The sequence below is a fragment of the Streptomyces sp. NPDC058373 genome (genome assembly GCF_042723275.1).
In the GTDB taxonomy this organism is placed as follows: domain Bacteria; phylum Actinomycetota; class Actinomycetes; order Streptomycetales; family Streptomycetaceae; genus Streptomyces.
The window spans coordinates 37,502-62,256 of record NZ_JBHXJE010000040.1 but is presented as its reverse complement, the minus strand read 5'-3'; the positions used below and the strand labels follow the sequence as shown (position 1 = coordinate 62,256).

At 74.0% G+C, this 24,755-nt stretch carries 26 protein-coding genes and 1 pseudogene; 14 read left to right on the top strand and 13 right to left on the bottom strand.

Going from position 1 to position 24,755, the window contains the following annotated elements; all coding sequences use genetic code 11:
- Positions 1 to 514: 514 nt before the first annotated feature.
- Together ACFWMZ_RS21590 and ACFWMZ_RS21585 are read left to right on the top strand one after the other, a co-directional pair.
- Complete coding sequence (locus tag ACFWMZ_RS21590) at positions 515 to 1,444, top strand: 1-phosphofructokinase family hexose kinase (protein ID WP_383173058.1); 930 nt, start codon at positions 515 to 517, stop codon at positions 1,442 to 1,444.
- A gap of 73 nt (positions 1,445 to 1,517) precedes the next feature.
- On the top strand, positions 1,518 to 2,363 hold the full coding sequence (locus tag ACFWMZ_RS21585; protein WP_383203494.1) for a class II fructose-bisphosphate aldolase: 846 nt from the start codon (positions 1,518 to 1,520) through the stop codon (positions 2,361 to 2,363).
- 63 nt (positions 2,364 to 2,426) lie between these two features.
- On the opposite strand, the gene ACFWMZ_RS21580 is transcribed toward ACFWMZ_RS21585, so the two are convergent.
- A complete protein-coding gene (locus tag ACFWMZ_RS21580; protein ID WP_383173062.1) occupies positions 2,427 to 2,975 on the bottom strand; it encodes a DapH/DapD/GlmU-related protein in 549 nt (182 codons plus the stop codon).
- A gap of 181 nt (positions 2,976 to 3,156) precedes the next feature.
- On the opposite strand from ACFWMZ_RS21580, the gene ACFWMZ_RS21575 reads away from it, so the two are divergent.
- Entirely contained in the window at positions 3,157 to 4,122 is a 966-nt protein-coding gene (locus ACFWMZ_RS21575) for a LysR family transcriptional regulator (protein WP_383203491.1), read from the top strand.
- A 45-nt stretch (positions 4,123 to 4,167) separates the two neighbouring features.
- Here the strand turns inward: ACFWMZ_RS21575 and ACFWMZ_RS21570 are convergent, their stop codons facing one another.
- Together ACFWMZ_RS21570 and cdgB are read right to left on the bottom strand one after the other, a co-directional pair.
- Positions 4,168 to 5,133 (bottom strand): carbohydrate-binding protein, encoded by a 966-nt coding sequence (locus ACFWMZ_RS21570; RefSeq protein WP_383203488.1) that lies wholly within the window; start codon positions 5,131 to 5,133, stop codon positions 4,168 to 4,170.
- Positions 5,134 to 5,523: 390 nt separating this feature from the next.
- Entirely contained in the window at positions 5,524 to 7,260 is a 1,737-nt protein-coding gene (gene cdgB, locus ACFWMZ_RS21565) for a diguanylate cyclase CdgB (protein ID WP_383203485.1), read from the bottom strand.
- Between the two features lie 474 nt (positions 7,261 to 7,734).
- Between cdgB and ACFWMZ_RS21560 the strand changes: the two genes are divergently transcribed.
- Entirely contained in the window at positions 7,735 to 8,319 is a 585-nt protein-coding gene (locus ACFWMZ_RS21560) for a flavin reductase family protein (RefSeq protein WP_383173070.1), read from the top strand.
- Positions 8,320 to 8,369: 50 nt separating this feature from the next.
- Here ACFWMZ_RS21560 and arfB read toward each other — a convergent pair whose 3' ends face one another.
- The gene (gene arfB / locus ACFWMZ_RS21555; protein ID WP_383173073.1) at positions 8,370 to 8,864 is read right to left on the bottom strand and encodes an alternative ribosome rescue aminoacyl-tRNA hydrolase ArfB; all 495 of its coding nucleotides are present in this window, start codon (positions 8,862 to 8,864) and stop codon (positions 8,370 to 8,372) included.
- A 199-nt stretch (positions 8,865 to 9,063) separates the two neighbouring features.
- On the opposite strand from arfB, the gene ACFWMZ_RS21550 reads away from it, so the two are divergent.
- The 3 genes from ACFWMZ_RS21550 (at position 9,064) to ACFWMZ_RS21540 (ending at position 10,923) form a co-directional block, all read left to right on the top strand.
- A complete protein-coding gene (locus ACFWMZ_RS21550; RefSeq protein WP_383173075.1) occupies positions 9,064 to 9,639 on the top strand; it encodes a TerD family protein in 576 nt (191 codons plus the stop codon).
- 196 nt (positions 9,640 to 9,835) lie between these two features.
- Positions 9,836 to 10,426, top strand: a complete 591-nt coding sequence (locus ACFWMZ_RS21545; RefSeq protein WP_383173080.1) for a GNAT family N-acetyltransferase — start codon at positions 9,836 to 9,838, stop codon at positions 10,424 to 10,426.
- Positions 10,426 to 10,923, top strand: coding sequence for an alcohol dehydrogenase catalytic domain-containing protein (locus ACFWMZ_RS21540; protein WP_383203482.1), 498 nt, complete (start codon positions 10,426 to 10,428; stop codon positions 10,921 to 10,923). The genes ACFWMZ_RS21545 and ACFWMZ_RS21540 overlap by 1 nt, the downstream gene beginning before the upstream one ends.
- A gap of 19 nt (positions 10,924 to 10,942) precedes the next feature.
- On the opposite strand, the gene ACFWMZ_RS21535 is transcribed toward ACFWMZ_RS21540, so the two are convergent.
- Positions 10,943 to 12,298, bottom strand: a complete 1,356-nt coding sequence (locus tag ACFWMZ_RS21535) for a M1 family metallopeptidase (RefSeq protein WP_383173087.1) — start codon at positions 12,296 to 12,298, stop codon at positions 10,943 to 10,945.
- A gap of 299 nt (positions 12,299 to 12,597) precedes the next feature.
- On the opposite strand from ACFWMZ_RS21535, the gene ACFWMZ_RS21530 reads away from it, so the two are divergent.
- The 3 genes from ACFWMZ_RS21530 (at position 12,598) to ACFWMZ_RS21520 (ending at position 14,772) form a co-directional block, all read left to right on the top strand.
- Positions 12,598 to 13,107, top strand: a complete 510-nt coding sequence (locus ACFWMZ_RS21530) for a hypothetical protein (RefSeq protein WP_383173089.1) — start codon at positions 12,598 to 12,600, stop codon at positions 13,105 to 13,107.
- 73 nt (positions 13,108 to 13,180) lie between these two features.
- Positions 13,181 to 13,522, top strand: a complete 342-nt coding sequence (locus ACFWMZ_RS21525) for a hypothetical protein (protein WP_383173091.1) — start codon at positions 13,181 to 13,183, stop codon at positions 13,520 to 13,522.
- Between the two features lie 209 nt (positions 13,523 to 13,731).
- Complete coding sequence (locus tag ACFWMZ_RS21520; protein ID WP_383173093.1) at positions 13,732 to 14,772, top strand: M14 family zinc carboxypeptidase; 1,041 nt, start codon at positions 13,732 to 13,734, stop codon at positions 14,770 to 14,772.
- Between the two features lie 58 nt (positions 14,773 to 14,830).
- Here ACFWMZ_RS21520 and ACFWMZ_RS21515 read toward each other — a convergent pair whose 3' ends face one another.
- A complete protein-coding gene (locus tag ACFWMZ_RS21515; protein WP_383173095.1) occupies positions 14,831 to 15,307 on the bottom strand; it encodes a GNAT family N-acetyltransferase in 477 nt (158 codons plus the stop codon).
- A 68-nt stretch (positions 15,308 to 15,375) separates the two neighbouring features.
- A complete protein-coding gene (locus ACFWMZ_RS21510) occupies positions 15,376 to 16,287 on the bottom strand; it encodes an aminoglycoside phosphotransferase family protein (protein ID WP_383203499.1) in 912 nt (303 codons plus the stop codon).
- A gap of 260 nt (positions 16,288 to 16,547) precedes the next feature.
- Between ACFWMZ_RS21510 and ACFWMZ_RS21505 the strand changes: the two genes are divergently transcribed.
- Together ACFWMZ_RS21505 and ACFWMZ_RS21500 are read left to right on the top strand one after the other, a co-directional pair.
- Positions 16,548 to 17,945: an NAD(P)/FAD-dependent oxidoreductase gene (locus ACFWMZ_RS21505; protein ID WP_383203479.1), complete on the top strand. Its 1,398-nt coding sequence runs from the start codon at positions 16,548 to 16,550 to the stop codon at positions 17,943 to 17,945.
- Positions 17,946 to 18,226: 281 nt separating this feature from the next.
- The gene (locus tag ACFWMZ_RS21500; protein ID WP_383203476.1) at positions 18,227 to 18,844 is read left to right on the top strand and encodes a histidine phosphatase family protein; all 618 of its coding nucleotides are present in this window, start codon (positions 18,227 to 18,229) and stop codon (positions 18,842 to 18,844) included.
- A 101-nt stretch (positions 18,845 to 18,945) separates the two neighbouring features.
- Here ACFWMZ_RS21500 and ACFWMZ_RS21495 read toward each other — a convergent pair whose 3' ends face one another.
- On the bottom strand, positions 18,946 to 19,347 hold the full coding sequence (locus ACFWMZ_RS21495) for a MerR family transcriptional regulator (protein WP_383203496.1): 402 nt from the start codon (positions 19,345 to 19,347) through the stop codon (positions 18,946 to 18,948).
- Between the two features lie 73 nt (positions 19,348 to 19,420).
- Here ACFWMZ_RS21495 and ACFWMZ_RS21490 point away from each other — a divergent pair, with 73 nt between their 5' ends.
- A complete protein-coding gene (locus ACFWMZ_RS21490) occupies positions 19,421 to 20,548 on the top strand; it encodes an alkene reductase (protein WP_383203473.1) in 1,128 nt (375 codons plus the stop codon).
- Positions 20,549 to 20,559: 11 nt separating this feature from the next.
- Here ACFWMZ_RS21490 and ACFWMZ_RS21485 read toward each other — a convergent pair whose 3' ends face one another.
- Positions 20,560 to 21,642, bottom strand: a complete 1,083-nt coding sequence (locus ACFWMZ_RS21485; RefSeq protein ID WP_383203470.1) for a hypothetical protein — start codon at positions 21,640 to 21,642, stop codon at positions 20,560 to 20,562.
- Between the two features lie 266 nt (positions 21,643 to 21,908).
- Here ACFWMZ_RS21485 and ACFWMZ_RS21480 point away from each other — a divergent pair.
- Positions 21,909 to 22,085 (top strand): annotated as a pseudogene (locus ACFWMZ_RS21480) (ABC transporter ATP-binding protein); the annotation flags it as partial.
- Here ACFWMZ_RS21480 and ACFWMZ_RS21475 read toward each other — a convergent pair.
- The 4 genes from ACFWMZ_RS21475 to ACFWMZ_RS21460 all read right to left on the bottom strand — a co-directional run bounded on the left by ACFWMZ_RS21475 (position 22,075) and on the right by ACFWMZ_RS21460 (position 24,688).
- Positions 22,075 to 22,617 (bottom strand): cysteine hydrolase family protein, encoded by a 543-nt coding sequence (locus tag ACFWMZ_RS21475; RefSeq protein WP_383173100.1) that lies wholly within the window; start codon positions 22,615 to 22,617, stop codon positions 22,075 to 22,077. The pseudogene ACFWMZ_RS21480 and the gene ACFWMZ_RS21475 sit on opposite strands and share 11 nt — an antisense overlap.
- A gap of 138 nt (positions 22,618 to 22,755) precedes the next feature.
- Positions 22,756 to 23,172, bottom strand: coding sequence for a CBS domain-containing protein (locus tag ACFWMZ_RS21470; RefSeq protein WP_383173102.1), 417 nt, complete (start codon positions 23,170 to 23,172; stop codon positions 22,756 to 22,758).
- Positions 23,173 to 23,800: 628 nt separating this feature from the next.
- A complete protein-coding gene (locus tag ACFWMZ_RS21465; protein ID WP_383173104.1) occupies positions 23,801 to 24,031 on the bottom strand; it encodes a hypothetical protein in 231 nt (76 codons plus the stop codon).
- Between the two features lie 387 nt (positions 24,032 to 24,418).
- The gene (locus ACFWMZ_RS21460) at positions 24,419 to 24,688 is read right to left on the bottom strand and encodes a GlsB/YeaQ/YmgE family stress response membrane protein (RefSeq protein ID WP_383173106.1); all 270 of its coding nucleotides are present in this window, start codon (positions 24,686 to 24,688) and stop codon (positions 24,419 to 24,421) included.
- Positions 24,689 to 24,755: the final 67 nt, after the last annotated feature.

Sequence of the window (24,755 nt, the reverse complement as noted above, 5' to 3'; positions counted from 1 at the left end):
CGACGGCCCCACCCACCACCGGCGGCTGGCCGCCGACGAGACGGGAGGGCGGGGACGGGCCGGGGTGCCCCCGCAGCAGACTGACGTGAGGAGCCCGCAAAACGCGACAGGCTCCCACCTCGTCAGTCTGTGAGGAGGTACACCGGTGCGGCCCCGCCCGCACCACCCCGCGGACAATCCGCGAAACCTCGGCAGGGCCACCGCACGAATGGCTAACGGCAACCGACAAAATCCCAGCCCGGCCGGCGCTTGAGGCCATCAGTGACCGGCACGGTCGAGACGGACAGACGGCCGAACGACAGCCCGGCCGGCGCTTGAGGCCAGCCACCCTCCCGAGCCCGGCCAGGGCCTGACCTGAGGCCAAGTCGGGGCCAGGAAGCCCAACTCCCCACACCCCCAGCCCCCTTCCGCGGCCCCGCCGCATCCCTTAGGTTTGGCATGATCAGGCCACGAAACCGCAGGCAGACCCGCTTCCACCCGTAAGGCGGGCCAGGGCAGCACAGGGCTGGAACACGTGATCCTCACCGTCACACTGAACACCGCCGTCGACCTGACCTACCGCGTCCCGGCCCTGCGCGAGCGCACCACCCACCGGGTCACCGAGACCCTGGAACGCCCCGGCGGCAAGGGCGTCAACGTCGCCCGGGTGCTGGCCCGGCTCGGCCACGACACCACCGTCACCGGCTTCGCCGGCGGCACCACCGGGGCGTGGCTGCGCGAGGCGCTGGACGGCGAGGCGCGCCTGCGGGACGCCCTGGTCCCGATCGGTGGCGCCACCCGCCGCACCGTCGCCGTGGTCGACGCGGCCGGCGGCGACACCACCCAGTTCAACGAGCCCGGCCCGACCGTCACCGCCGCCGAGTGGGAGGCGCTGAAGAAGGCGTACGCGGCGCTGCTGCCCGGCGCCCGCGCGGTCGCCCTCTGCGGCAGCCTGCCACCCGGTGTGCCCGTCGGCGCCTACGCCCACCTGATCCGCGAGGCCCGCGCCGCCGGTGTCCCGGTCCTCCTCGACACCAGCGGCGAACCCCTGCGCCGGGGCATCGCCGCCCGCCCCGACCTGGTCAAGCCGAACGCCGCCGAACTCGCCGACCTCACCGGCACCCGCGACCCCCGCCACGCCGCCCGCGCCGCCCGCCGCCGGGGAGCCCGCGCCGTCGTCGCCTCGCTCGGCGCCGACGGCCTGCTCGCCGAGACCCCGGCGGGCGCCTGGCGCGCCGCGCCGCCCACCCCGGTCCGGGGCAACCCGGCCGGCGCGGGCGACTCCGCCGTGGCCGGGCTGCTCTCCGGCCTCGCCGAGGGCGCCGACTGGCCGGCCCGCCTCGCCCGGGCCGCCGCCCTCTCCGCCGCGACCGTGCACGCCTCGGCCGCCGGGGAGTACGACGAGGCCGCCTACCGCGACCTCGCCGCCCGCATCACCGCCACCCCGCTGCCCGGGGCCGTCTGACCCCGTACAGCACCGAGCCCGACCGGACGCGGCCGACCGGCCGACGTCAGCCGACACCCGCAGGGGGAGAGCCGTGCCACTCGTACCGACCGGGGAACTCGTCACCGAAGCGGCGGCCGCGGGCCGGGCCGTCGCCGCCTTCAACGTCATCACCCTCGAACACGCCGAGGCCGTCGCCACCGCCGCCGAGGAGGCCGAGCTCCCCGCCGTCCTCCAGATCTCCCAGAACGCCGTCGCCTACCACGGCCACCGGCTCGGCCCGATCGCCGCCGCCACCGCCGCCGTGGCCCGCTCCTCCACCGCACCGCTCGCCCTCCACCTCGACCACGTCGCCTCCTGGGAGCTGGTGGAGGCCGCACCCGCCGAGGGGTTCGGCTCGGTCATGTACGACGCCTCGCGGCGATCCGCCGAGGAGAACCTGCTCCGCACCGCCGAGGCCGTACGGTTCGGCCACGCGCACGGCCTCTGGGTCGAGGCGGAGCTGGGCCGGATCGGCGGCAAGCCCGGCGAGGCCCCGCTCGACGCGCACGCCCCCGGGGTCCGCACCGACCCCGCCGAGGCGGCCGCGTACGTGAAGGAGACCGGGGTGGACGCGCTGGCCGTGGCGGTCGGCTCCTCGCACGCCATGACGGAGCGGACCGCCGCCCTCGACCACACCCTGATCGCCGCCCTGCGCAGGGCCGTGCCCGTCCCGCTGGTGCTGCACGGCTCCAGCGGGGTACCCGACGAGGAGCTGGCCCACGCGGTCCGCTCGGGCATGACCAAGGTCAACATCGGCACGGCGCTCAACCAGGCCTTCACCACCGCCCTCACCACCCACCTCACCGACCACCCGGACCCCCGCCCGTACCTCTCCCTGGCACGCGCGGCGGTACGGGGCCGGGCGCACCACTTCCTCACCGTGCTGGCCGGGGCCTGAGGGCGAAGTCCGGTCATGCCGGGCCGGCAGCCGCTGCCTGCTGCCTGCTGCCTGCTGCCTGCCTCAGTCGTGCCACCGCTTGCGGGCGAACGCGGCCGTTCCGGTCACCAGCGTGTTGGCGGGAACGTCCTTGGTGACGACGGCTCCGGCGCCGACCACGGCACCCCGCCCGATCGTGACCCCGGGGAGGACGGTGACCGCCGCGCCGAGCCACGCGCCGGCCTCGATCGTGATGGGCGCCCGTGTGATGAACTCCCGCCGCTCGGAGGCCGGGAGAGGGTGGTCGGAGGAGATGAGGTTGGTCTTCGGACCGATCAGCACCCCCTCGCCCAGCCGGATGCCGCCCTGGTCGAGGAAGGTGCAGCCCTGGTTGACGAAGACGTGCTCGGCGAAGTCGATGCCCAGCCCGTGGTCGGTGTAGAAGGGCGGATAGACGGTGACGGAGCCGGAGACCGGCTTGCCGACGATCTCGGCCAGCAGCGCCGCGCGCGCGGCCTCGTCGTCGAACGGCAGCACGTTGAGCCGCGAGGTCAGGGCGGTCACGTGCGCGATCCGCTCGGCCACCCGCGCGAACTCGGGCGTACGGACGTGAAGACGGTCTGGAGCAGTCACAGGAGTTCCTCACGGAAGGGGCTCGGAGAGCCGGGGCGACACACACCGAACGAGGCAACGGATCAACCAGGGGTTGCCTCTTGGGATCGACTCGGCCATCCAATGTCTTGTCGTGCCGCGGATCAAACAACACTGCCCACGTCAACGATCAACCATCAGTTGTCCGACGTACTCTGGGCGGGTGGACCTCACCGCCGTACGCACCTTCGTCGCCGTCGCGGAGGCCGGCCAGTTCCAGGAAGCAGCCGCCGACCTCTCGATCACTCCCCAGGCGGTGTCCAAGCGCATCGCCGCCCTGGAAGGGGACCTCGGCGTCCGCCTCTTCGACCGGGACGCGCGCGGAGCGCGACTCACCATCGACGGACAGGCGTTCCTGCCCCACGCCCGCGGGCTGCTCCAGGCCGCCGAGCGGGCCGTCGCCTCGGTGCGGCCGGGCAGCAGGGCGCTGCGCGTGGACGTGATCGGGCGGCAGCTCTCCCTGGCGGGCCTGCTGCGCGGCTTCCACCGGGCTCACCCCGAGACCGAGCTGGACGTCGTGACGCTGTTCGACTCCGACACGGCCGTGGCGGCGGTACGGGACGGCACCATCGACGCGACGTTCCGCGCCGTCACCATGCCGGGCCGCCAGCTCCCGAAAGGGGTGGCGGCCACCCCGGTCCTCGACGAACCGCTCCACCTGTTCACCGGGCCGGGCCACCCGTACGCCGACGCCCCCGCGATCACCCCCTTCCAGCTCGCGGGTCACCGGATCTGGATGCCCGGGAACGCGCCCGGCACCGAGTGGACCGCCTACTACGACGCGTTGGCGGACGCCTTCGGCCTGGTCATCGACACGGTCGGCCCGGACTTCGGCATCGAGCCGCTGCTGGACACCATCGCCGCGTCCACCACCCTGGCCACCTTCGTCAGCGAACAGACCCCACTCGTCTGGCCCGCCGGCCACGACCTGCGCCGCATCCCTCTCATCGATCCGACCCCGGTCTACCCGCACTGCCTGATCTGGCGCACCGACAACCCCCACCCCTCCCTGGCAGCCCTCCGCCGTCATCTCACCTCCGCCTCTCCCGGCCGACTCGGAAGCGGCGTCTGGGCACCGGCAGGGAGCCGCCCCGCTCGGCAAGAACACGGCCGGGGCGCCCCCTCGTGAGGGGGCGCCCCGGCCGTGCGCGTCAGTGCGGGGTGTCCGCCGGCGTCAGCCCTGCGTGCCTTCCTTCAGCCACATCTGGTCGAAGTTGGCGTCGCACTCGTTGCCGTCCTCGCAGGCGAGGGTGATGGTGTTGGTGCCCTTGGTGAGGTTGACCACGGCCCAGGTGTTGACCCACTTGTCGGTCCACTCGCCCTCTTCGACCTTGGCGAAGTTGTCCATGTTGAGCGGGCGCTCCTGGGCCTTGCCGTTGACGAAGATCGTGGCGTTGGCTGCCTTGCCGGGGACGCCGTAGGAGACGCGAAGGCTGTAGCCGGCGTCCTCCGGGATGCCGTTGACGGTCCAGGTCAGCTTGGCGCCGACGTTGTTGAACCCGGCGACGTATGTACCGGCCTCGGCGCCCTGGAGGTCGGAGGCGGTGACGGTGCCGCCCTCCAGCTTGAGGGCCTTGGCGTCGGTCTTCGGCAGGTCGACGGGCCTCTCCTCGTCCTCCTGTGGGTCCTGCTGCTGGTCGCCCTCGCCCTCGCCGCCCCCGGCGTCGGCGGTCGGCGCGGTGTCCTTGCCGGCCTCGTCGCCCTTGTCGTCGCCGGAGGTCATCGTGACGGCGATCACCACGATCACCGCGACGACCACCGCGATGGCGCCGATCAACAGCATCCGCGCGTTGGGCCCGCCCGAGCCGCCCGAGCCGCGCCCGCGCCCGCCGCCGGGCGCCACCGGCGGCGGCGCACCGTGCTGCTGCGGCGGCACACCCTGCGGGGCCTGCCCGTACGGCTGCTGCGGGTAGCCGTACCCCTGCTGCCCCTGGGCCTGCTGGCCGCCGTACCGCCGCTCACCGACGGGGCGCACCTGGTTGTACGAGGCGCGGGGGCCGGGGTAGCCGTAGCCGCCGCCCCCGCTGGGCGGGGTGGCACCGGCGGCCTGCCCGTCGGCGTACAGGTAGCCGAAGGGGTCGTCGCCCTCGGGCGTGCCGTTGTCGCCAGAGGCGCCGTTGTTGCCAGGGCCGGGTGTCATCCCGTGGTCACTCCTCAAACACGTACCGGAATCGCAGGGTCATCGACTCGGCGAGCCTACCCGCTCGATCTGACCGAACGGGGTGATGTGCGCCTCCTGAAGGTTTCAACTCGCCTACAGCTACAAGTGCGTTTACGCCTGGGGCCACCCGACCGCTGTGCGCGGACTCACCTTCGGCCCTCACCCGCGAACCCCCTGGCACGCCGCCACAGCCCGGCCGACCACCCCAGCCCGACCAGCGCTTGAGGCCACCCCACCAGCCCGGCCGGCGCTTGAGGCCACCCCACCAGCCCGGCCGGCGCTTGAGGCCACCCCACCCCAGCCCGAGCGCAGCTCAAGGCCGACAACACCCCAGCCCCGCAGAGCCAGCCAGATCAAGGCGGCCGGGCCCTATCCGGCCCGCCGCTGCTGCTTCGAGCGGGAACGTTTCTCGATGTACATGCGCTGGTCGGCGGATTGCAGGACCTCCTCCACCGACATGCCGCAGTGGGCCCAGCCGATACCGAAGCTGGCCCCGACGCGGACGGCGCGCCCGTCGACGCGGATGGGCGGGATGATCGCGTTCCGCAGCCGGACCGCGAGGTCCTGCGCGTCGGCATGGCAGAGGCCGTCGGCGAGGACGACGAACTCGTCGCCGCCGAGCCGGGCCACGGTGTCGCCGTCCCGGACGCCGCTGGTGAGGCGGCGGGCGACCTCGATGAGGACGGCGTCGCCGGTGTTGTGGCCGAACCGGTCGTTGATCGACTTGAAGCCGTCGAGGTCGCAGAAGAGGACGGCGAGGCCCTTGGCGCCCTCGCTCGTCTGGTCGCCGTCCTCGTCGGGGGCGACGGTGTGCACGTGGTGCTCGTACGGGGCGACGCCGAAGCCCGCGCCGGTGGGCCCGGCGCTCTGGCGGGCGCCGCCGAGGCCCAGGCCGAGGCCGAGGTCGAAGTCGTGGGCGTCCGGCTCGTAGGCGTCGCTCTCGCCGGCCAGCCCGGCGAACATCCCGGGGGCGGGCCCGCCGTACGCGGCGTCGAGGGTGTCGACGGCGCTGGGGCGGCCCGCGTGCGGGCGGGTGCAGAGGCGGGCGGAGAGCCGGGCGCGGAGTTCGGCGCTGTTGGGCAGGCCGGTGAGGGCGTCGTGGCTGGCGCGGTGGGCGAGCTGCATCTCGTGGCGCTTGCGCTCGGTGATGTCCTCCACGTGGGTGAGGAGCAGCCGGGGCCCGTCGGTGGCGTCGGCGACGACGGAGTTGCGCAGGCTCACCCAGAGGTAGGCGCCCTCGCTGGTGGAGAGGCGGACCTCGGTGCGGCCGCCCTCGGCGCTGGTGCGCAGCAGGGTGCCGATGTCCTCGGGGTGGGCGAGGTCGGAGAAGGTGTAGCGGCGCAGGGTGTTGGCGCGGCGGCCCAGCAGGCGGCAGAGGGCGTCGTTGGCGCGGAGGATGCGGCCGTGCTGGTCGCCGCCCATCTCGGCGATGGCCATGCCGCTGGGGGCGAACTCGAAGGCCTGCCGGAAGCTTTCCTCGCTGGCACGCAGTGCCTGCTGTTCGCGCTCCAGGCGGACCAGGGCGCGCTGCATGTTGGCACGGAGGCGGGCGTTGGATATGGCTATCGCGGCCTGGAAGGCGTACATCTGGAACGCCTCCTGGCCCCAGGGGCCGGGGAGGCGGCCGTTGCGCGGGCGGTCGACGGAGATGACGCCGAGGAGTTCGTCGCCGCCGGTGGCGTAGAGGGGGGCGAAGAGGCGGTCGCCGGGGTGCCACTCGTCCTCGAAGCGGGGGGCGGGGGCCGGGGTGTACCAGCCGGGGACGCCGTCCTCGTCGAGGGCCCACGCCTCGGTGTGCGAGATGAACCGCAGGTCGCCCCAGCGTTCGGCGATGGACAGGCGGTGCTCCCAGGCCTGCCGGGGGCCGATCTGGCCGGTGAGGAGGGCCTCGGCGGAGGAGTTGCCCGCGACGGCGGCGACGACGAGGTCGCCGTCTGCCTGGACGAGGTTGACCGCCGACAGCTCGTACCCGAGGCCGGCGACCGCGCCGTCGGCGACGGTCTGGAGGGTGTCCGCCAGACTGCGGGCGGTGTTCAGGTCCGCGACGACCTGATGCAGCTGCCGCAGGGTCGCAAGGCGGACGTAGGGCTCCGACTCGGTCTCCATGCGCTCTCTCCCCGAGACCTCGACAGCAACTCCAGGATGGGCAGCGTCCCTCAGTGTCACGTCATCCGTTCCCGGCCACTGAATCACAGTGAGCTGTTCACTCGGTACACAGGGTCAACAATATGTGCGTTCTGTGACTCAAGTCACATGATCGGCGGGTGACTTGAACGCCTTGCGGCATATTCACCCGGAGTTGCTCAGGGCCTGCCCGAACCTGGGCGGAACACGCATCCCGCCCGGTCCCGGAAGACGCTCTTCCGCTCACACTCTGCCACTCTCCCGCATACGCCGGTCGACAACGGCCTGATTCGGCCGACTCGGACCCGCCCGACGCGTCGGAACGACTGATTCCGAATGCGGCGAACCCGCGCGAACAGCGTCGAATCCACGCCGGAGGTCGGGCCGGGGACCTAGGTCGTGGCTGGTTCCCCCGGCCGATGCGGGGGCCACGGACCGAGGGCTACCGTGACGGACGTGTTCACGACCAGCGCCACCTCCGGCTCCCCCGCGCCCGCCGACTCCGCCGCCCCCGCCTCCGCGCCGGGGCATGCTGAAGGGGTGAGCAACGAAGAGTTCCGCGCCGCCATGTCCCGGCTGGCCGCCGGTGTGGTGCTGGTGACCGCGCACGACCCGGAGGACGGCCCGCGCGGCGAGGACGCCGGCATGACCGCGACCGCCTTCGTCTCCGTCTCGCTGGACCCGCCGCTGGTGATGGTGAGCGTGCGGACCGGTTCCCGGATGGACGACGTCCTGACCGACCAGCCCCTGTGGGCGGTCTCGCTCCTCGCCGACGACCAGCGCGACATCGCGGGCCGGTTCGCCATGAGCGGCCGCCTCAGCGACAGTCTCCTCTTCGCCTCGCTCCCGCACACCCGGGGCGAGTTCACCGGCGCCCCGCTGGTCGCGGGCGGCCTGGGCGCCGTGGAGTGCCGCACCGAGCAGCGCGTCGAGGCGGGCGACCACACCCTGCTCATCGGCCGCGTCCTGTCGGCCTCCCTGCCCTCCGCCGACGGCGGGCCGCTCGTCTACTACCGGGGCCGTTACCGCCACCTCGGCTGAGAAACGGCCCGCGCCGGCGGTCCGCGCACCCGGCCCGGCCCGTCAGCGGCTCACCAGTCGCCACCGCCCCGCCCCCGGTTCTTCTTCACCTCGGAGCGCTGCTTCTTCTCCCGGAGCCTGCGCTCGTTGATCCCGCGCGGGATGCGGGTGGCGCGGCGCTGCTTGGGCGGGGGCGCGGTGGCCTCGCCGAGGAGGGAGACCATCCGGTCGAGCGCGGTCTCGCGGTTGCGCCACTGCGAGCGGTGGTCGGAGGCGCGTACGGCGAGGACGCCGCCGGTGAGCCGGCCGGCCAGCCGCTCCAGCGCCCGCTCCTTCCACACCTCGGGCAGCGCCTCGGTCGCGGCCAGGTCGAAGCGGAGCTCCACCTGGCTGTCGCTGGTGTTGACGTGCTGCCCGCCGGGGCCCGAGGAGCGGGAGAACCGCCAGGTCAGCTCGGAGTCGGGCAGGACCACCGAGCCCCGGACGACCCGGCCGCCGGTCGGCGCGGCGGGCGGGGTGCCGGGGCGCGCACCGGTCGGTCGGCTGGGCTTTCGGTCGGCGGACATGCCTCCATGGTCGCGCGTGCCGGGGGCCGCCGTCACATCGTTTTCGCGCCGCCCGGCGGGCCCCGGGGCGCGATCCGGGCGCCTCGGCAAAGAAAGTAAAGCGAGATGGAACCCTCCGGGGTGGTTGCGGCGTTGCAAAGGGTGACGGCAGCTTCGTCCCGCGTACGAAGCCCGCGACACACGACGAAAGGGACATCCCATGGCTGTAAGCCTGTCCAAGGGCGGCAACGTCTCGCTCACCAAGGAGGCTCCCGGCCTGACCGCCGTCACGGTCGGCCTCGGCTGGGACGTCCGCACCACCACCGGTACGGACTTCGACCTCGATGCCTCCGCCATCGCGGTCAACGCCGAGGGCAAGGTCTACTCCGACGGCCACTTCGTCTTCTTCAACAACAAGCAGACGCCGGACCAGACCATCGTCCACACCGGCGACAACCGCACCGGCGAGGGCGACGGCGACGACGAGGCGATCAACGTCAACCTCGCCGGCCTCCCCGCCGACGTCGACAAGATCGTCTTCCCGGTCTCGATCTACGACGCGGAGTCCCGCTCGCAGAACTTCGGCCAGGTCCGCAACGCCTACATCCGCATCGTCAACCAGGACGGCGGCACCGAGATCGCCCGCTACGACCTGAGCGAGGACGCCGCCACCGAGACCGCCATGGTCTTCGGCGAGCTCTACCGCAACGGCGCGGAGTGGAAGTTCCGCGCCGTCGGCCAGGGTTACGCCTCGGGCCTCGTCGGCATCGCCCAGGACTTCGGCGTCAACGTCTGACCCGGTCCCCGCACACCGCCCCGCCCGGCCCTCCGTCCCACCCCGGAGAGCCGGGCGGTCGCGGTTCCGGACGCCTTCCCGCCCGCGGCTCCGCTCCGTACGGCCCTCCCCAGGTGCCCGCCCCCGCCCGCCGCCGCAGAATCGAAGCCCCGGCTCCGGCCGGACCGGGGTGGTGCGGACGAGGGAGTGAGCGCGCGTGGCCGCCATGTACGTCGACATCGTGACCCCGGACGACGCGGCGCTGCCCGGCGCCCTGCTCACCGAGATCACCGAGGTCTACGCCTCCGCGCAGGCCTTCCACGAGCTGACCGGGGACTTCCCGGACGCCGGTGACATCCGCGTCTCCCAGGTCGCGGCCGCCCTCGCCGACGAGTTGTCGGTGCCCGGCAGCGTCGTCCACCTGGCCCGGGTCAGGGGCGAGCTGGTCGCGGTCGCCGTCACCCTCGACCACCACCCGGCCGACCCCGGCGACCCGGACCCGTGGATCGGGCTGCTCCTGGTCCACGGCGAGCGGCGCCGCGAGGGGCACGGCCGCGCCCTCGCCGACCACTTGGCCGCCCGCTTCCGCGAAGCGGGCCGGTCCGGGCTGCGGCTGGCGGTGCTCGACACCGACGCGGCCGCCCTCGCCTTCTGGGAGGCGCTCGGCTACGTCCCCATCGACCACCGGCCGGACCTGCGGCGCGGCCGCCAGTGCGCGGTCCTCCGCAAGGGACTGGCCGAACCGCCGGGCTCCCGGCCCGAGGCGGGCGCGGCGGCCGACGGCTCCCCGGCAGCGGGCGACGCCTGATGCGCGCCGTCGTCTACGAGTCGCCCCGCCGGGTCACCGTCCGCGACGTCGAGGACGCCGTGGTCGAGGAGGAGACGGACGCCCTGGTCCGGATCACCTCCAGCGCCCTGTGCGGTACGGACCTGCACATGTACGACGGCCGGACCGGCGCCGAGGAGGGCATGGTCCTGGGCCACGCGCCACTGGGCGTGGTCGAGGAGACGGGGAGCGCGGTCACCTCGGTGCGCCCGGGCGACCGCGTCGTCCTCCCCACCCACCTGTTCTGCGGCACCTGCCCGCACTGCGCGCAGGGCCTGACGGCGGCCCGCTCCCGGATCCGCCCGGACGGTTTCGGCGCCGCCTACGGCTACGCGGGCATGGGCCCGTACCGGGGCGCGCAGGCCGAGCTGCTCCGCGTCCCCTTCGCCGACGCCAACTGCGTACCGCTCCCCGGCGTACCCGGCGACCGCTTCGAGGACGCCTTCGTGCTCCTCGCCGACGCCTTCCAGCTGCCGTGACCGGGGGCGTCGGGTCCCGTCACCGCCCCGGCTCAGCGCTGTCCGGCTTCCCCTCCGCGCGCAGCCACGCCGCCCAGGTGCGGGTCAGCGCCTCGCGGGTCTCGGTGTCGGGAGCGAGGGACTCGGCGTAGGCGGTGAAGTCGGCGGTGCGGGCGTTACCGTAGGCGTACTCCTTCGGCCAGCCGGTGAGGAGTGCGGCGAAGCGGCCCTCGCCGAGGACGCGGCGGACCTGGTGGAGGGTCATGGCGCCGCGCTGGTAGACGGGGTCGGTGAAGAGCGAGTCCTGGTCGGGCGGGTCGGCCGGGGGGAAGGCCCACAGGCCGGCCTCGTCCGAGGTGGCGTAGAGGCGGTCGAAGGTGTCCTGGGCGCTGGGCCCGTCGTGGTCCTCCTCCCAGAGCCACTCCGCGTAGGTGGCGAACCCCTCGCTGAGCCAGATGTCCTGCCAGGTCCGAGGCGTCACCGAGTTCCCGAACCACTGATGGGCGGTCTCGTGGACGACCAGGCCCACGCCGGGCGAGCCCGGGTAGACCGGCCGGGTCTGGGTCTCCAGCGCGTACCCGGCGGTGTCCGGCGCGAGGACGATGGCGCCGAACGAGTCGAACGGGTACGCCCCGAAGCGCTCCACCGACCAGTCGAGGACGTCCGGCTGCCGCTTCAGCGCCTCGGCGTCCTCGCCGGGCGCGACGGCGTCGACGACGGTCACGCCGGACCGGGTGCGGGACTCGGTGAGGCCGTAGCGGCCGATGGCCAGGGTGGCGAGGTAACTGGCCATCGGGCGACGCGAGTTCCAGACCCAGGTGGTGCGCCCGCCGTTGCCCGGCGTCGGCTCGATGGTCTCCGGTTCACCGTTGGAGACGGCGCGCTGCCCCTTGGGGACGGTGGCGCGAAGGGTGTACGTGGCCTTGTCGAGCGGGTGGTGGTTGCCCGGGAACCAGGTCATCGACCCGGACGGCTCGCCCAGCGCCACCGTCCCGTCCTCCCCGGTCAGCCACCCCTCCTCGCTCCCGTCGGCGTCCTCGACGGGCCCGGGCCGCCCCTCGTACGCGACGGTCGTCCGGAACGTCTCCCCCTTGTCCAGCTCGCCCTCGGGCCGCACGGTCAGCTCGGTCCCGGCCTGGCTGTAGCGGGCGGGCCGCCCGTCCACGGTGACGGCGGTGACCTCAAGGCCCTTCAGGTCGAGGTTGAAGGCGCTGAGATTCTGCGTCGCCCGCGCCGTGATCCGCGCGGTCCCCCGCAACGGCCGCTCGGCCCGCTCCCCGGACCGCGCGGGCTCCCAGTCGAGCGCCAGGTCGTAGTGCCGCACGTCGTACCCCCCGTTCCCCAGTCTGGGGAACAACGGATCCAGCACCCCGGCCGCCCCCGGCGTCCCCCGCACGCCATCGTCCCCGCACCCACCCACCGGCACCAGCACGACCAATGCCGCGACAGCGGCGAGAGCGGTACGGGAACGAGGGGCGAGACGGCGGCGCCGGGCAGCTCGAGACTGACGTGGGGAAAGCACCCGCTGATCCTAGGCGCCGCCCCCCGTCCACCCCGGCACTTGCCCGCGCGCCAGCCCCGCCCGCAACACCCTCCCCCGCGGCCAACCGCGCCCGGGAGCCGAAGGGGCGCGTCGGCGGTCTCGACACCGGCATGTGGCGCCCCGGAGGCGGACGGGTGCCTCAAAATAGAACCGTGCTTGATATCGGCTACGCCCTCTCCGCCCGCTTCCCCGACCCGTCCGACCTGGACTACGCCCGGGTCGACCGGCATGCCCTGCGGCACGATCTCTTCTGCGGGGACGTCTATCTGGCGGACACCAAGGCCGACCGGGAGTTGTCCACAGCCTGGGGATGGGTGCCGGTGCTGGACTTCGCCTGGGCGCTCTGCGACATCGTGGAGCAGATCGACCAGGATCCCCGGGGCAGCCGCGCCTCGCGGCCGCAGTACGCGGAGCTGGACTTCACCGAGTCGAGTGACCGGATGCTCTTCACCCGGCGGTTCGGCTGGGTCGACATCGAGGCCGACTGGATGAAGGCGGACGAGCCGCCGCTGACCTTCTCCCACACGGAGCTGCGCCGGGAGGCCCGCGACTTCCTGCACGATGTCGTCGCGGACCTCTGCGACCTCCACGAGGAGCTGGCGGGCAACCCGGTGGTCTGGGATCTCCAGGCCCGTTTCCCGCGCCTGCCCGCGCCCCGCTGAGGCGGGGCCTTACCGCGGCCTGCGGGGGTACGCGTACCTCTACGTGTCCGAGGCCGACGGAGGGAAAGGCACCGTGAACCACTCGCACGCCGCACCCGGCACGACCCGGATGACCCCGCACCGGGCCCGGCCGCCACGCCACGGCAACACCAAGTACCCGCTCTCCCCGTCCACCGTCCGCGTGCTGCGCTGGGGCCGTTGGTTCTCGCTGACGCTGGCCGTGCTGACCTGGGCCGTGGTGATCACGGCGATCTTCACCGGCTCCTGGGGCGCGGACCTGTTCCTGGTGGTCACCAACGCCGTGGGCGCCGTCCTGTGGCCGGCCCACGCGATCTGGTCCTTCCACGCCCTGCGCCGCCACCGGGCCGCCGTGGAGGCGGCGGGCGCGGTGGACCACGCCGACGCCCCCGTCTGACCCGGATCGCCGCACGCCCGGAGCGACCGGTCCGCCCGAGCAGGCGGGCGGACGGCTTTCGCCCCGTTCGTGACTCTTTCCGCCAATCCCCGGCTTGCTTTTGCTCATTGACGGCACAACGGGTGGATGGAACGGTTCCGTTTCAGTGGGGCCCGGCCCGACGACGGCCGGGCCCCACGCGTACGCACCCTCCGTATCCCCCACTGGAGATGACCGTGAGCAGACGCCGCCACGCCGCCCTCGTGATCGCCGCCGCCCTGCTGGCCTCGCCCCTCGCCGCGAGCCCCGCCACCGCCACCGCCACACCGCCGCTGAAGCCGGGCCCCTGGGTCTGCGAAGGCGAGCCGGTCAAGCTGAACCGGCTGACCAGCAATGCCGAACTCTCGTCCGAGCTAAGCCAGTTGGCCAAGCGGAACCCGCGCACCCTGGAGCTGGAGACGATAGGCCGCTCGGTCGACGGGCGGCCCCTGTACTCCGCCACGGTCGGCACCGGCGCGCGCAAGCTGCTGGTGCTGACCCAGATGCACGGGGACGAACCGCTCGGGACCGAGGCGGCCCTGCGGATGCTGAAGAAGGCGGCCGGACCGGGCCGGGCCGCGCGCGAGCTGCGCGAGGAGGTCACCATCAAGGTCGTGCCGCGCGTCAACCCGGACGGCTGGGAGCGGTATCACGACCCGGACTTCCGCGAGGGCGTCGACCCGCGTCTGAACACCCACAAGGTCGACCTGAACCGCATGTTCGGCCCGGCTCCGGAGTACGACCTCTCCCTCGCCCCCGAGGCGGCCGCCGTGCACGGCGTGGTCGACGGCTTCGAACCCGACCTCGTCCTCGACTACCACCACCAGGTCACCTACGCGACGCCCGACGGGCGGATGGTGACCATGTCCGTGCTCTGGTCCACCCACCCCGACGTGGCCCCCGAGGTGGTTGCCGACGGGCGGCGCGCGGCGGCCGTGGTCGGCGACACCCTGGCGGACGACCCCCGCTCCAACGTCACCCTCTACCCGCGCAGCGACACCGCCTCCACCGCACGCAACGGCCTCGGCCTGGACGGCTACCCGACGCTCCTGCTGGAGCAGCGCGGCCAGCAGGAGGCCGGCCAGAAGGGCGCCGGACCGCTGATCCGGGAGGCGCAGACGGCCATGGAGTCCCTCGCCGGGTCGCTGGCCGACGGCTCCTTCGACACGATCGACCCCGCCCGCGCCGACCTGCTCCCGGAGCGCGGCGAGAAGGTCGACCCGCCGTGCTGAGCCGGCTCTGAGAGGGAAGGGGTGGCCCGTCGGACGCGGGCCGCCCCCTCCCCCGCCGCTACCGCGCCCCCAACTCCGACAGCGCCCCGTCCGTCAGCCGGTACACCGTCCACTCGTCCTGCGGGCGGGCGCCCAGCGACTCGTAGAAGCGGATGGAGGGCTCGTTCCAGTTGAGGACTGACCACTCAAGGCGCTGGTAGCCGCGGTCGACGCAGAGGCGGGCCAGCTCGCGCAGGAGAGCCTTGCCGTGGCCGCCGCCGCGGGCGTCGGGGCGGACGTAGAGGTCCTCCAGGTAGATGCCGTGGACACCGCGCCAGGTCGAGAAGTTGAGGAACCAGAGGGCGAAGCCGACCGGCTCGCCGGTGGTGTCGTCCTCGGCGAGGTGGGCGTAGGCGGCCGGGTTCGGGCCGAACAGGGCGGTGTGGAGCTGCTCTTCGGTGAGGTGGACCTCGTCGAGCGCCTTCTCGTACGCGGCGAGGTCGCGGACCATCGCGTGGACGGCGGGCACGTCGGCGGGACGGGCTGTACGGATCATGGCCGCAGGCTAACCGGGACGCGGGCCCGCCCGCCCGGCGTTTCGCCTGGTGGTCGGCGTGCGGCGGGTCAGGCCCGGCCGAGCAGGACGCGGGCGATGTGGGCCTGGTCGGGCTGGAGGCGGTGGGCGCCGTCGAGGACGTCCCACTGGGTCTCCTGGAGGACGCGGGCCAGCGTCCAGCGGGCCGCGCGGCCCCGGTCGAGTCCGGCGAGCGCGGTGAGGGCGTCGAAGCGGCGGCGGACGGCGGCGGGGTCGAAGCGGTTGTGCAGGGCGGGGGCCAGGTCGAAGCCCGGGTCGCCCGCGAGGGGTTTGGGGTCGATGGCGAGCCAGGGGCCGCGTGCGGCGGCCTCGGTGCCGGGGTGCGGGGCGAGGACGTTGCCGTAGTGGAGGTCCCAGTGGAGGAGGCGGTCGCCCGGTTCGGGCAGGACCTCGCGGACGGCGGCGGCGACGTCGGCGAGCAGCGCCCGCTCGAAGGGGTCGCTGAGGGAGGCGGCGGCGCGGGGCGCGTGGTGGACGAGGCGGGCGGCGATGTCGGCGAGGCGGCGCAGGCCGGGCGGCGCGGGGTGGGCGCAGAGCCGGGCGAGGAGGGTGCCGAGCACGGCGACGGCCTCGTCGGTGTCGGCCAGCGCCTCCAACGGGCGTCCGGCGTCGAGCCGTTCGAGGAGCAGGGTGCCGGTGGCCGGGTCCTCGGCGAGGAGGCGGGCGGCGCCGTCGCCGTTCCAGGCGCGCAGGGCGGTGCCCTCACCGGCGTTCTCCTCGTCGAGGAGTTGGAGTTTGAGCATGGCGGCGGCGTCGCCGTGGGCGGACAGCCGGACGGGGAGGACGAGCGAGGCCATGCCGTGCATCGGCGGGCCGTCCGGGCGCAGGCCCCAGGCGTGGCGGAAGTGGGCGGCGCGGCCGGGGAGGGCGGCGGTGAACGCCTGCCCGCGCGAACCGTTGAACCGGGCCTGGCTGGCGACGAGTTCGGTGGGCACGGCCAGCTCTGGCCAGCCCTGTCCCTCCTCGGCCGGTGCGCCGCCGCCGGGTGTGCGGGGGGCGCGGGAGCTGTGGCCGTACGGGTGCGGGAAGGCGCCGGACTGGGTCACGCGGTGATCGTACGAGCCCAAGTGCGGGCGGGGCGCGGTGATTCGGCCTGGCCCGGTCGGCCGACCGTGGCCGCTGCCCCCTCTCCCGCGCCGCTCCGCCGGGCAGTACCGTCCTGTCCAGCCGACCGCGCCACCACCACACCCGGGACCGACACATGAGCACAGTCACCGTCAACGGCGGGATCTCCTTCTGGCACGCCGACCAAGGCCCAGCGCAGCCCCGCGAGCCGCTGCCCGGCGACGCGAGCGCCGACGTGTGCGTGGTCGGCGGCGGCTACACCGGACTGTGGACGGCGTACTACCTGAAGAAGGCGGCACCGTATCTGCGGATCACCGTGCTGGAACAGCGGTTCTGCGGCTTCGGCGCGTCGGGGCGCAACGGCGGCTGGCTGTACAACGGCATCGCCGGGCGCGAGCGGTACGCGCGGCTGCACGGCAAGGAGGCGGCCGTACGCCTCCAGCGGGCGATGAACGCGACCGTGGACGAGGTGGTGAAGGTGGCCGCCGAGGAGGGCGTGGACGCCGACGTCCACCAGGGCGGCGTCCTCGAAGTCGCTTACACACCGGCCCAGTTGTTGCGGCTGAAGGCGTTCCACGAGACGGAGCTGGGGTACGGCGAGAGCGACCGCGAGCTGTACGGCGCGGCCGAGACCGCCCGCCGGATACGCGTCGCGGGCGCCGTCGGCTCGTCCTGGACGCCGCACGGCGCACGGGTGCACCCGGTGAAGCTGGTCCGGGGGCTGGCGGCGGCCGTGGAGGCGCTCGGCGTGGTCGTCCACGAGGCGACCCCGGTGACCGAGATCCGCCCCAAGCACGCGGTGACGCCGTACGGCACGGTCCGCGCTCCGTACATCCTGCGCTGCACCGAGGGGTTCACCGCCTCGCTCAAGGGCCAGCGGCGGACCTGGCTCCCGATGAACTCCTCGGTCGTCGCGACGCCGGTCCTTCCCGACGAGGTCTGGGAGGAGATCGGCTGGGAGGGGCGCGAGGCGCTCGGCGACATGGCGCACGCCTACCTGTACGCCCAGCGCACCCCCGACAACCGGATCGCGCTGGGGGGCCGGGGCGTCCCGTACCGCCTCGGGTCGCGGACCGACACGGGCGGGCGTACGCAGGGCGCCACGGTCGACGCCCTGCGGGAGCTGCTGGTCCGGCTCTTCCCCGTCCTGGAGGGGACCGAGATCGCCCATGCCTGGTCGGGTGTGCTGGGGGTGCCCCGCGACTGGTGTGCCACCGTGACGCTGGACCGGTCCACCGGGCTCGGGTGGGCCGGGGGGTACGTCGGGTCGGGGGTCGCCACGGCCAACCTCGCCGCCCGTACCCTGCGCGACCTCGTCCAGCAGGACGCGGGGCAGGGGGCGGCCACCGAGCTGACCACGCTTCCCTGGGTCGGCCACCGGGTCCGCAAGTGGGAGCCCGAGCCGTTGCGGTGGCTCGGGGTGCGTTCTCTGTATGCGGCCTATCGCACGGCCGACCGGCGCGAGCTGGCCCGGGCCACCGGGGAGGCCGCTTGGGTGGCGCGGCTGGCCGACCGGGTCTCGGGGCGGGGCTAGCCTGCGGCTGGCGTGCCGTCGCCTGCGGCCGGCCTCAAGCACCGGCCGGGCTGGGTTTTGGCTGCGCGCCGCCTGACCGTGCCCGTCAAAGACGGCCTCAAGCGCGGGCCAGGCTGGCTTTGGCTGCGCGCCGCCTGACCGTGCCGGAGCTCAAGGCTCGGCGCCGGTCGGTGAGGGGGCGTGCGGAACCGCTCCCGTACCCCCGGCGTCCTCCTGACCACCCAAGATCCCCGGGCGCCCCGCGAGCGCGGCGCGCCCCCCGCCCCGAGGAGCCGAGGCCCATGCCCGCCACCCGGTATCTCTACGTCGCCCGCCATGCCGAGGCCACTCCCGACGAGTCCGGGCTCACCGAGGTCGGGCGGCGGCAGGCGGTGCTGCTCGGGGAGCGGTTGGGCGGGGTGGCGCTGGCCGCTGTCCACCACGGGCCGCTCGCCCGTGCAGCGGAGACGGCTCGGATCGTCTGTGACCAGGTCGGCGGTGTGCGACCGCAGGTCGCCGAGGAGGCGGGGGACTATCTGCCGTACCTGCCCGAGCGTGACGAACTGCCGGACGAGTCGGCCGACGCGACGCTCGCCCGCCTCGCGGGCTTCCCCGCCGCCGAGCGGGAACCCGGGCCGGGGCGCGTCCGCGCCGCCCAGGCCCTCTTCACCGGGCCGGCCGACGGGGACGAGCCGCGCCACGAGTTCCTGGTCACCCATGCGTTCCTCGCGGCCTGGCTGGTCCGCGACGCCCTCGACGCGCCCGCCTGGCGCTGGATCGGGCTCAACCACGCCAACGCCGGGCTGACGGTGATCCGTTACACCCCGGGCCGCCCTGCCGCCCTGATGCTCTTCAACGACCTCGGGCACCTCCCGGAGGAGCTGCGCTGGACCGGGTTTCCGCCGGAGCTGCGGGCCTGAACTGGCTCGGCCTCAAGAGTCAGGCCGACCGGTCCGTACAGGACGAAGGGGCACCGGTCGCCCACCACGAACGCGAACCGCGCGGCGCGGCGCCGCCTCCCTCACGCGCCGGTGCGGCGCGCGGGCTCCTCCTCCGGCCGGGGCGGCCCGCCCTTCGCCGTGTCGATCACGTCGTCCAGCACCTCCCGGGAGCGCAGCAGGTCGGCGATGGTGCGGTCGATGCGGGCGCGTTCCGCCGACAGGTCGGCCACCAGGCGCGGGGTCGCCACGGCGGCCGGGCCGCCGTCGCTGTCGCGCATGCAGGGGAGCAGGGTGGCGATCTTGGTGGTGCAGAGACCGGCGGCCAGCAGTTCCTGGATGCGGATGACGCGGTCGACGGCCTGTTCCGGGTAGTCGCGGTGGCCGCCCGGGGTGCGGTCGGGGCTGAGCAGGCGCTGCTGCTCGTAGTAGCGCAGGGAGCGCTCGCTCACCCCGGAGCGGCGGGCCAGTTCACCGATACGCATCGCGGTCTCCGTCTCCCCCACCCCGGCGACGGGACTTGAATCTGACACCGGTGTCAACTTATACCGTCCCACCATGACGGACACCGAGCGATTCACCGACCCCAACCCCCCGGGTGCGCACGGGCTGTTCGAGCCCGCGTCCCTCGGCCCCCTGCGGCTGCCGAACCGGCTCGTCATGGCGCCCATGACCCGCAACCGCGCCACCGCCGACGGCGTGCCCACCCCGCTGATGGAGACGTATTACGCGGAACGCGCCTCCGCCGGGCTGATCATCGCGGAGGCGTCGACGCCGAACGCGCAGGGCCAGACGTACCCGAACATCACCGCCATCCACCGGCCCGAGCACGTCGAGGGGTGGCGGCGGGTCAACGACGCGGTGCTGGCGGCGGGCGGACGGCCGATGTTCCTCCAGCTCCAGCACGGCGGGCGGGTCGGCCACCCGGAGACCAGCGGGCTGACGCCGCTCGCGCCCTCGCCGGTCGCCCTGCCGGAGGAGATCCACACCCCGGGCGGGCGCAGGCCCTCCCTCGTGCCGCGCGAGATGAGCCTCGCCGACATCCGCACCACCGTCGCCGACTTCGCGCGGGCCGCTCGCCACGCGGTCGCCGCCGGGTTCGCCGGCGTCGAGGTGCACAGCGCCAACGGCCACCTGCTCCACCAGTTCCTCGCCTCGAACACCAACCGCCGCACCGACGCCTACGGCGGGCCCGCCGAACGCCGCGTCCGGTTCACCGTGGAGGTCACCGAGGCGGTGGCCGAGGCCATCGGGCCCGAACGGACCGGCCTGCGCATCTCCCCCGGGCACCCCGTCAACGGCATCGCCGAGACCGACACCGCCACCCTCTACCCGCCGCTCCTCGCCGCCCTGCGCGACCACCGGCTGGCCTACCTGCACGTCGCGTTCGCCGACCCGGCCACCCCCGCCTTCCGGCGGCTCCGGGAGCAGTGGCCCGGCACGTTGATGGCCAACCCGCTGCTCCCCACCAGCCGCCTCCCCGCCGACGGCGGCCGCGCGGCAGGCGAACAGCTCCTCGCCCAGGGCGCCGACCTGATCGCCCTGGGCCGCGCCTTCCTCGCCAACCCCGACCTCGTCACCCGCCTGCGCACCGGCGCCCCGCTCAACGAGGTCAGGGACCGCTACTACATGTACGTGGGCGGGGCGACGGGCTACACGGACTACCCGGCGCTCGCCGTGCGCTGACCGGGGCGGCGTCAGGCCCCGGCCGCCCGCAACGCGCCCCACACCAGCGGCGCGTCCCGCCGGGCGGTGCCTATCAGCACCTCCTCGTCGCCGTCGCGGCAGACCAGCACCACCCCGTCGTACCGGTACCGCTCCAGCCAGCCGCGCGGGTCCGAGGACTCGATTCCGCGCACCCGCTCGACGGTGAGCGTCGCCGGGAGCGGGCTGAGGGCCACCTTGCCGTCCGGGTCGGGGGTGGCGATCAGGGGGCCGTCGCCGACGACGAGCAGGCCGTACCCGTCGCGGCTGTACGGGACGTCTCCGTGGACCTGGGCGCCGAGGAGCTGCCTGCCGTCCGGGGTGATGGGGGCGACGTCGCCGGTGTCGGCGGCCTTCCGGCTGCGGCGCCGGAAGAACCAGGTGGCCAGCGCGGAGACGGCCACGACCGGCGGGGCGGAGAGCGCCGTGAAGCGCAGTGCCTCACCCACGTCCGCGCCGCCCATGGCACCGAACAGGCTCAGCGAACCGAGCAGGATGCCGCTGAGCAGCACCGTCATGGGCAGGAACACCACCGTCTCGCGCGGTGGCGCGGCCGCGTGCCGCCGGTACCAGAGCGCGAACCAGACGAAGGCGGCGCCCGGCAGGAGCAGCAACAGGGCCACGGCCAGCGGCATCCGCCAGCCGTGCTCGGGCGACCCGTGCGCCTCCTGCGCCACCTCGCCGAGGCGGACCGAGGCGACCTCGCCGCGCCAGTGGACGAGGGTCACCGTGTCCCCGGCGCGCACCCTGTCGTACACCGGCGAGGTGCCGTCCATCCGGACGCGTTCCTCGCCGGCGGCCGAGCCGCTCTTGGTGTGGCGGAGCCAGTGCCGCACGCCCCGGCCCATCGCCTGGTCGTGCGTCCCCTCGACCGTCGCCCGGGTCAGCCGCACGCAGTCCGGCACCGTCCGCACCCCGCAGGGCTGCGCCGCGCGGTACGCGTCCCGCTCGACCACGGCCCCCCGGACCACGAACAGCAGCCCGACGGCGACCAGCACGGCGGCGATCCCCGTGCACAGACCGACGAGGTACCCGCGCCCCGGCCCCTTCTTCTGCGGCGCCTTCTCCCCCGACATGGAGCCCCCCCCTGGTCCCCGCCGCCCCCGGCCGCGCTCGTTCGCCTCTGTGCTCGGTCTCCCGTTCATTCTGCCGCGCCCCACCGACAACCGGGCCCCACGCGGGTCAACCGAAAGGCGGAGCGCCCTCTCCCCCTTCCGGCTCCGGGAGTGCCATCCCGCGCGCGATGCCCGCGACCCCCTCGGACGGCGACGGTGGAGGCCACCGGGAACCGAGTGGCCGAGAGGCCCGAAGAGGGGTGAGGGAGGCGGGATGTTCCTCGCATCACGAACGCGGCGCCGCCGTCCTCGACCTGCTCACCGACCTCACCCACCGCACCGCCACCGCGACGGTCCTGGTCACCCACGACCCGCGCCACCTGTCCGGCGCGGATCAGGTGGCGCGGGTCGTGGACGGGCGGCTCACCGTGCAGGGAGCGACGCCCGCCCCGGTCACACCGTGAGGTCGATCCGGTCCGAGGGGAGGACCTCCGCCCCCATGTTCCGCTCCATCATCCGCAGCGCGGCGTCCGCGAGGTCGGGGTGGATGTGGGCGACGGCGTCCTCGGCGACGGTCACCTGGAAGCGCCGGATGTGGGCGTCGAGCGCCGAGTAGAGGATGCACTGCTCGGTGACCTGGCCGCACAGGACGAGGTGGTTCAGGCCTTGCTGCTGGAGCAGGTACTCCAGCGGGGTCTGGTAGAAGACCGAGTGCCGGGCCTTCACCACGAACATGGAGGTGTCGTCCGGCCGGATCGGCTCGACCAGGTCGGCGTGCGGGCCGCGCAGGGCGGTCGCGAGGAGCTCGTCGTGGTGCGAGCGCCAGCGGCCGAAGTTGTCGTTGACGTAGACGACCGGCGTCCCTTCCGCCCGGGCCCGCTCGATGAGCGCCCGCATGGTCGGTACGACCGGTCGCACCGATGCGGCCAGCGTCTCGGCGTCCGCGTGCTCATAGCTGTTGATCATGTCGATCACGAGCAGGGCAGTACTGGGCATAGCGGGACCTCGAAGTCGCCGGGGGTGTGGTGGGGGGAGGGGGCGGACCGCGGCGGGCTCGCGCTGCCGACGGCGCGGGGACCCCGGGAGCCCGGGGGCGCGTACGGAGCCGCGGAGCCCGCCCGGGGCCGGCGGTCCTCAGTCGCTGGAGAGGGCCGTCAGAAGGTCGCCCACCTGCGGGTCGGGCAGGGCGCGGGCGACGTCGGCCTGAGCCACCATGCCGACCAGGCGGTGCCCGTCGATGACCGGCAGGCGCCGGGTCTTGTGCGTGGTCATGGTGGCGAGGATCTCCTCGGTGCCGTCGTCGGCGCCGATGGTCACCGCCTCGCCCTGGGCCAGCTCCCCCGCCTTCGTCTGCCCCGGGTCCTTGCCCGCGCCGAGGACCTTCACCACGATGTCGCGGTCGGTGACCATGCCCTTGAGTTTGTCGTCGGTTCCGCAGATCGGCAGGGCGCCGACCCCCAGGGTGGTCATCTTCCGGGCCGCCTCCAGGACGGTCTCCTGCTCGCCGACGCACTCCGCGCCACCGGTCATGATCTCGCGTGCGGTGGTCATGGTGGGTCCTCTCTGTCTCGGTTCTGTCCGCGTACCGGACCTGTGCTGTCCGTCCGCGTACCGGACGGTGCTCCGTGCCGCGTCCGGGGACGCGCCGGGGCGGCCCCGGTGGGGACGGGCGGCCACCCCGGACGAGGCGCCGCCCCCCGTGGCAGCCCGCGTACCCGAGGGGTCGGGAGACATGCGGGCGCCAGGGCGGGCCGCCGCTCTCTACGGCCTTCCCGCCCCCCTGTGAGCGAAACGCCCATAGGGGGATCAATCGCCCACATGGGAGGGCTTTGCCGCAGAGTCCCGAGGGCGGGGATCAGCCTCGGCGGCGGGCCCGGCGGGCGGCCACGACCAGCGTCGTACCGGCGGCCAGCAGCGCGGCGGCGATTTTGCCGAGCACCCACTCCCCGTCCTGGGAGCCGGTGTCCGGCAGGGTCGGGCCGGGCGCGGGCGGCGGGGCCGTGGTCCGGGGGTCCGGCGTGGACGGGGCGGGGGCCGGGGTCGACTCGGACGGCGAGGGCGACGGGCTCGGCGTCGGGGAGCCACTGTCCGTCGGGCTCGGACCCGGGGAGTCGGTCGGGCTCGGGGACGGAGTCGGGGGCGGCGTGGGCGCGGGGGTCGGCGTGGGAGAGGCGCCGCACTACGGCAGGTCACCGTCGAACGGGTACACGTGGATCTCCTGCCCGCCCGACTCGCCCATGGAGGTGCCGGAGACCAGGCCGGCGTCGACGGAGAAGGTCTGGATCGGCGAGGCCCCGTCGCCCTGGAACATGGTCGTCGTGCCCGCCCGCACCACTTCCCCGGTGGCGGCGCGGCGGCCGTCCTGGTCGTAGGCGTAGCAGTGGCTGGCTCCGGTGAGGTCGCCGCGCACGCCCGCGTAGGGAGAGGCGGCGTCCGGGGTGCGGACCGCCGGCGGTCCGACCGTGCCGTCCAGGGTGCCGCCGTACCGGACGACCCGCTGCTGGTGCCCTCTTCGGCGAGGAGGCGTTCGCCCGGGGCGAGGGTTGGGCCCATGCGCCGGTCAGCTCGGCTCGCGAGTCCGTGGGCAGTTCGACGGTCGCGTCGACCGACCCGGGGGCGAGATGGCGGGTGACCTCGTCCATCGCGGCGGCGCCATTTCGCGCCACTTGGCGCCACGCCGCCCAGGCGAACGGTGCACGGCGAACGGCTCCGCCCTCGGGAGGGGGAGCCGTTCGCCGTGCGCTGCTCTTCGTTCCGTTGTGCTGCCGTGCCGTGCTGTGCTGTTCGGCGTGGCCGGTCAGACGCGTCGTCGGTTGCCTGTGACGACGCGGTAGATCGCCAGCAGAATCAACGAGCCGACGATGGCGGCGACCCAGGTGGAGAGGTCGAAGAAGCCGTCGATGGAGTCGACGCCGAAGATGACCTTGCCGAGCCATCCGCCGAGGAGGCCGCCCGCGACACCGATGAGGATCGTGATGATGATGCCCCCGGGGTCCTTGCCCGGCATGAGCGCCTTGGCGATGAGGCCGGCGATCAGCCCGATGAGGATCCACGCGATGATGCCCATGATGTGTCTCCTGCCTGCTGAGATAAAGACGGTGTTAACACGCCGTCTGCGCCGTCAGGAACGCTTC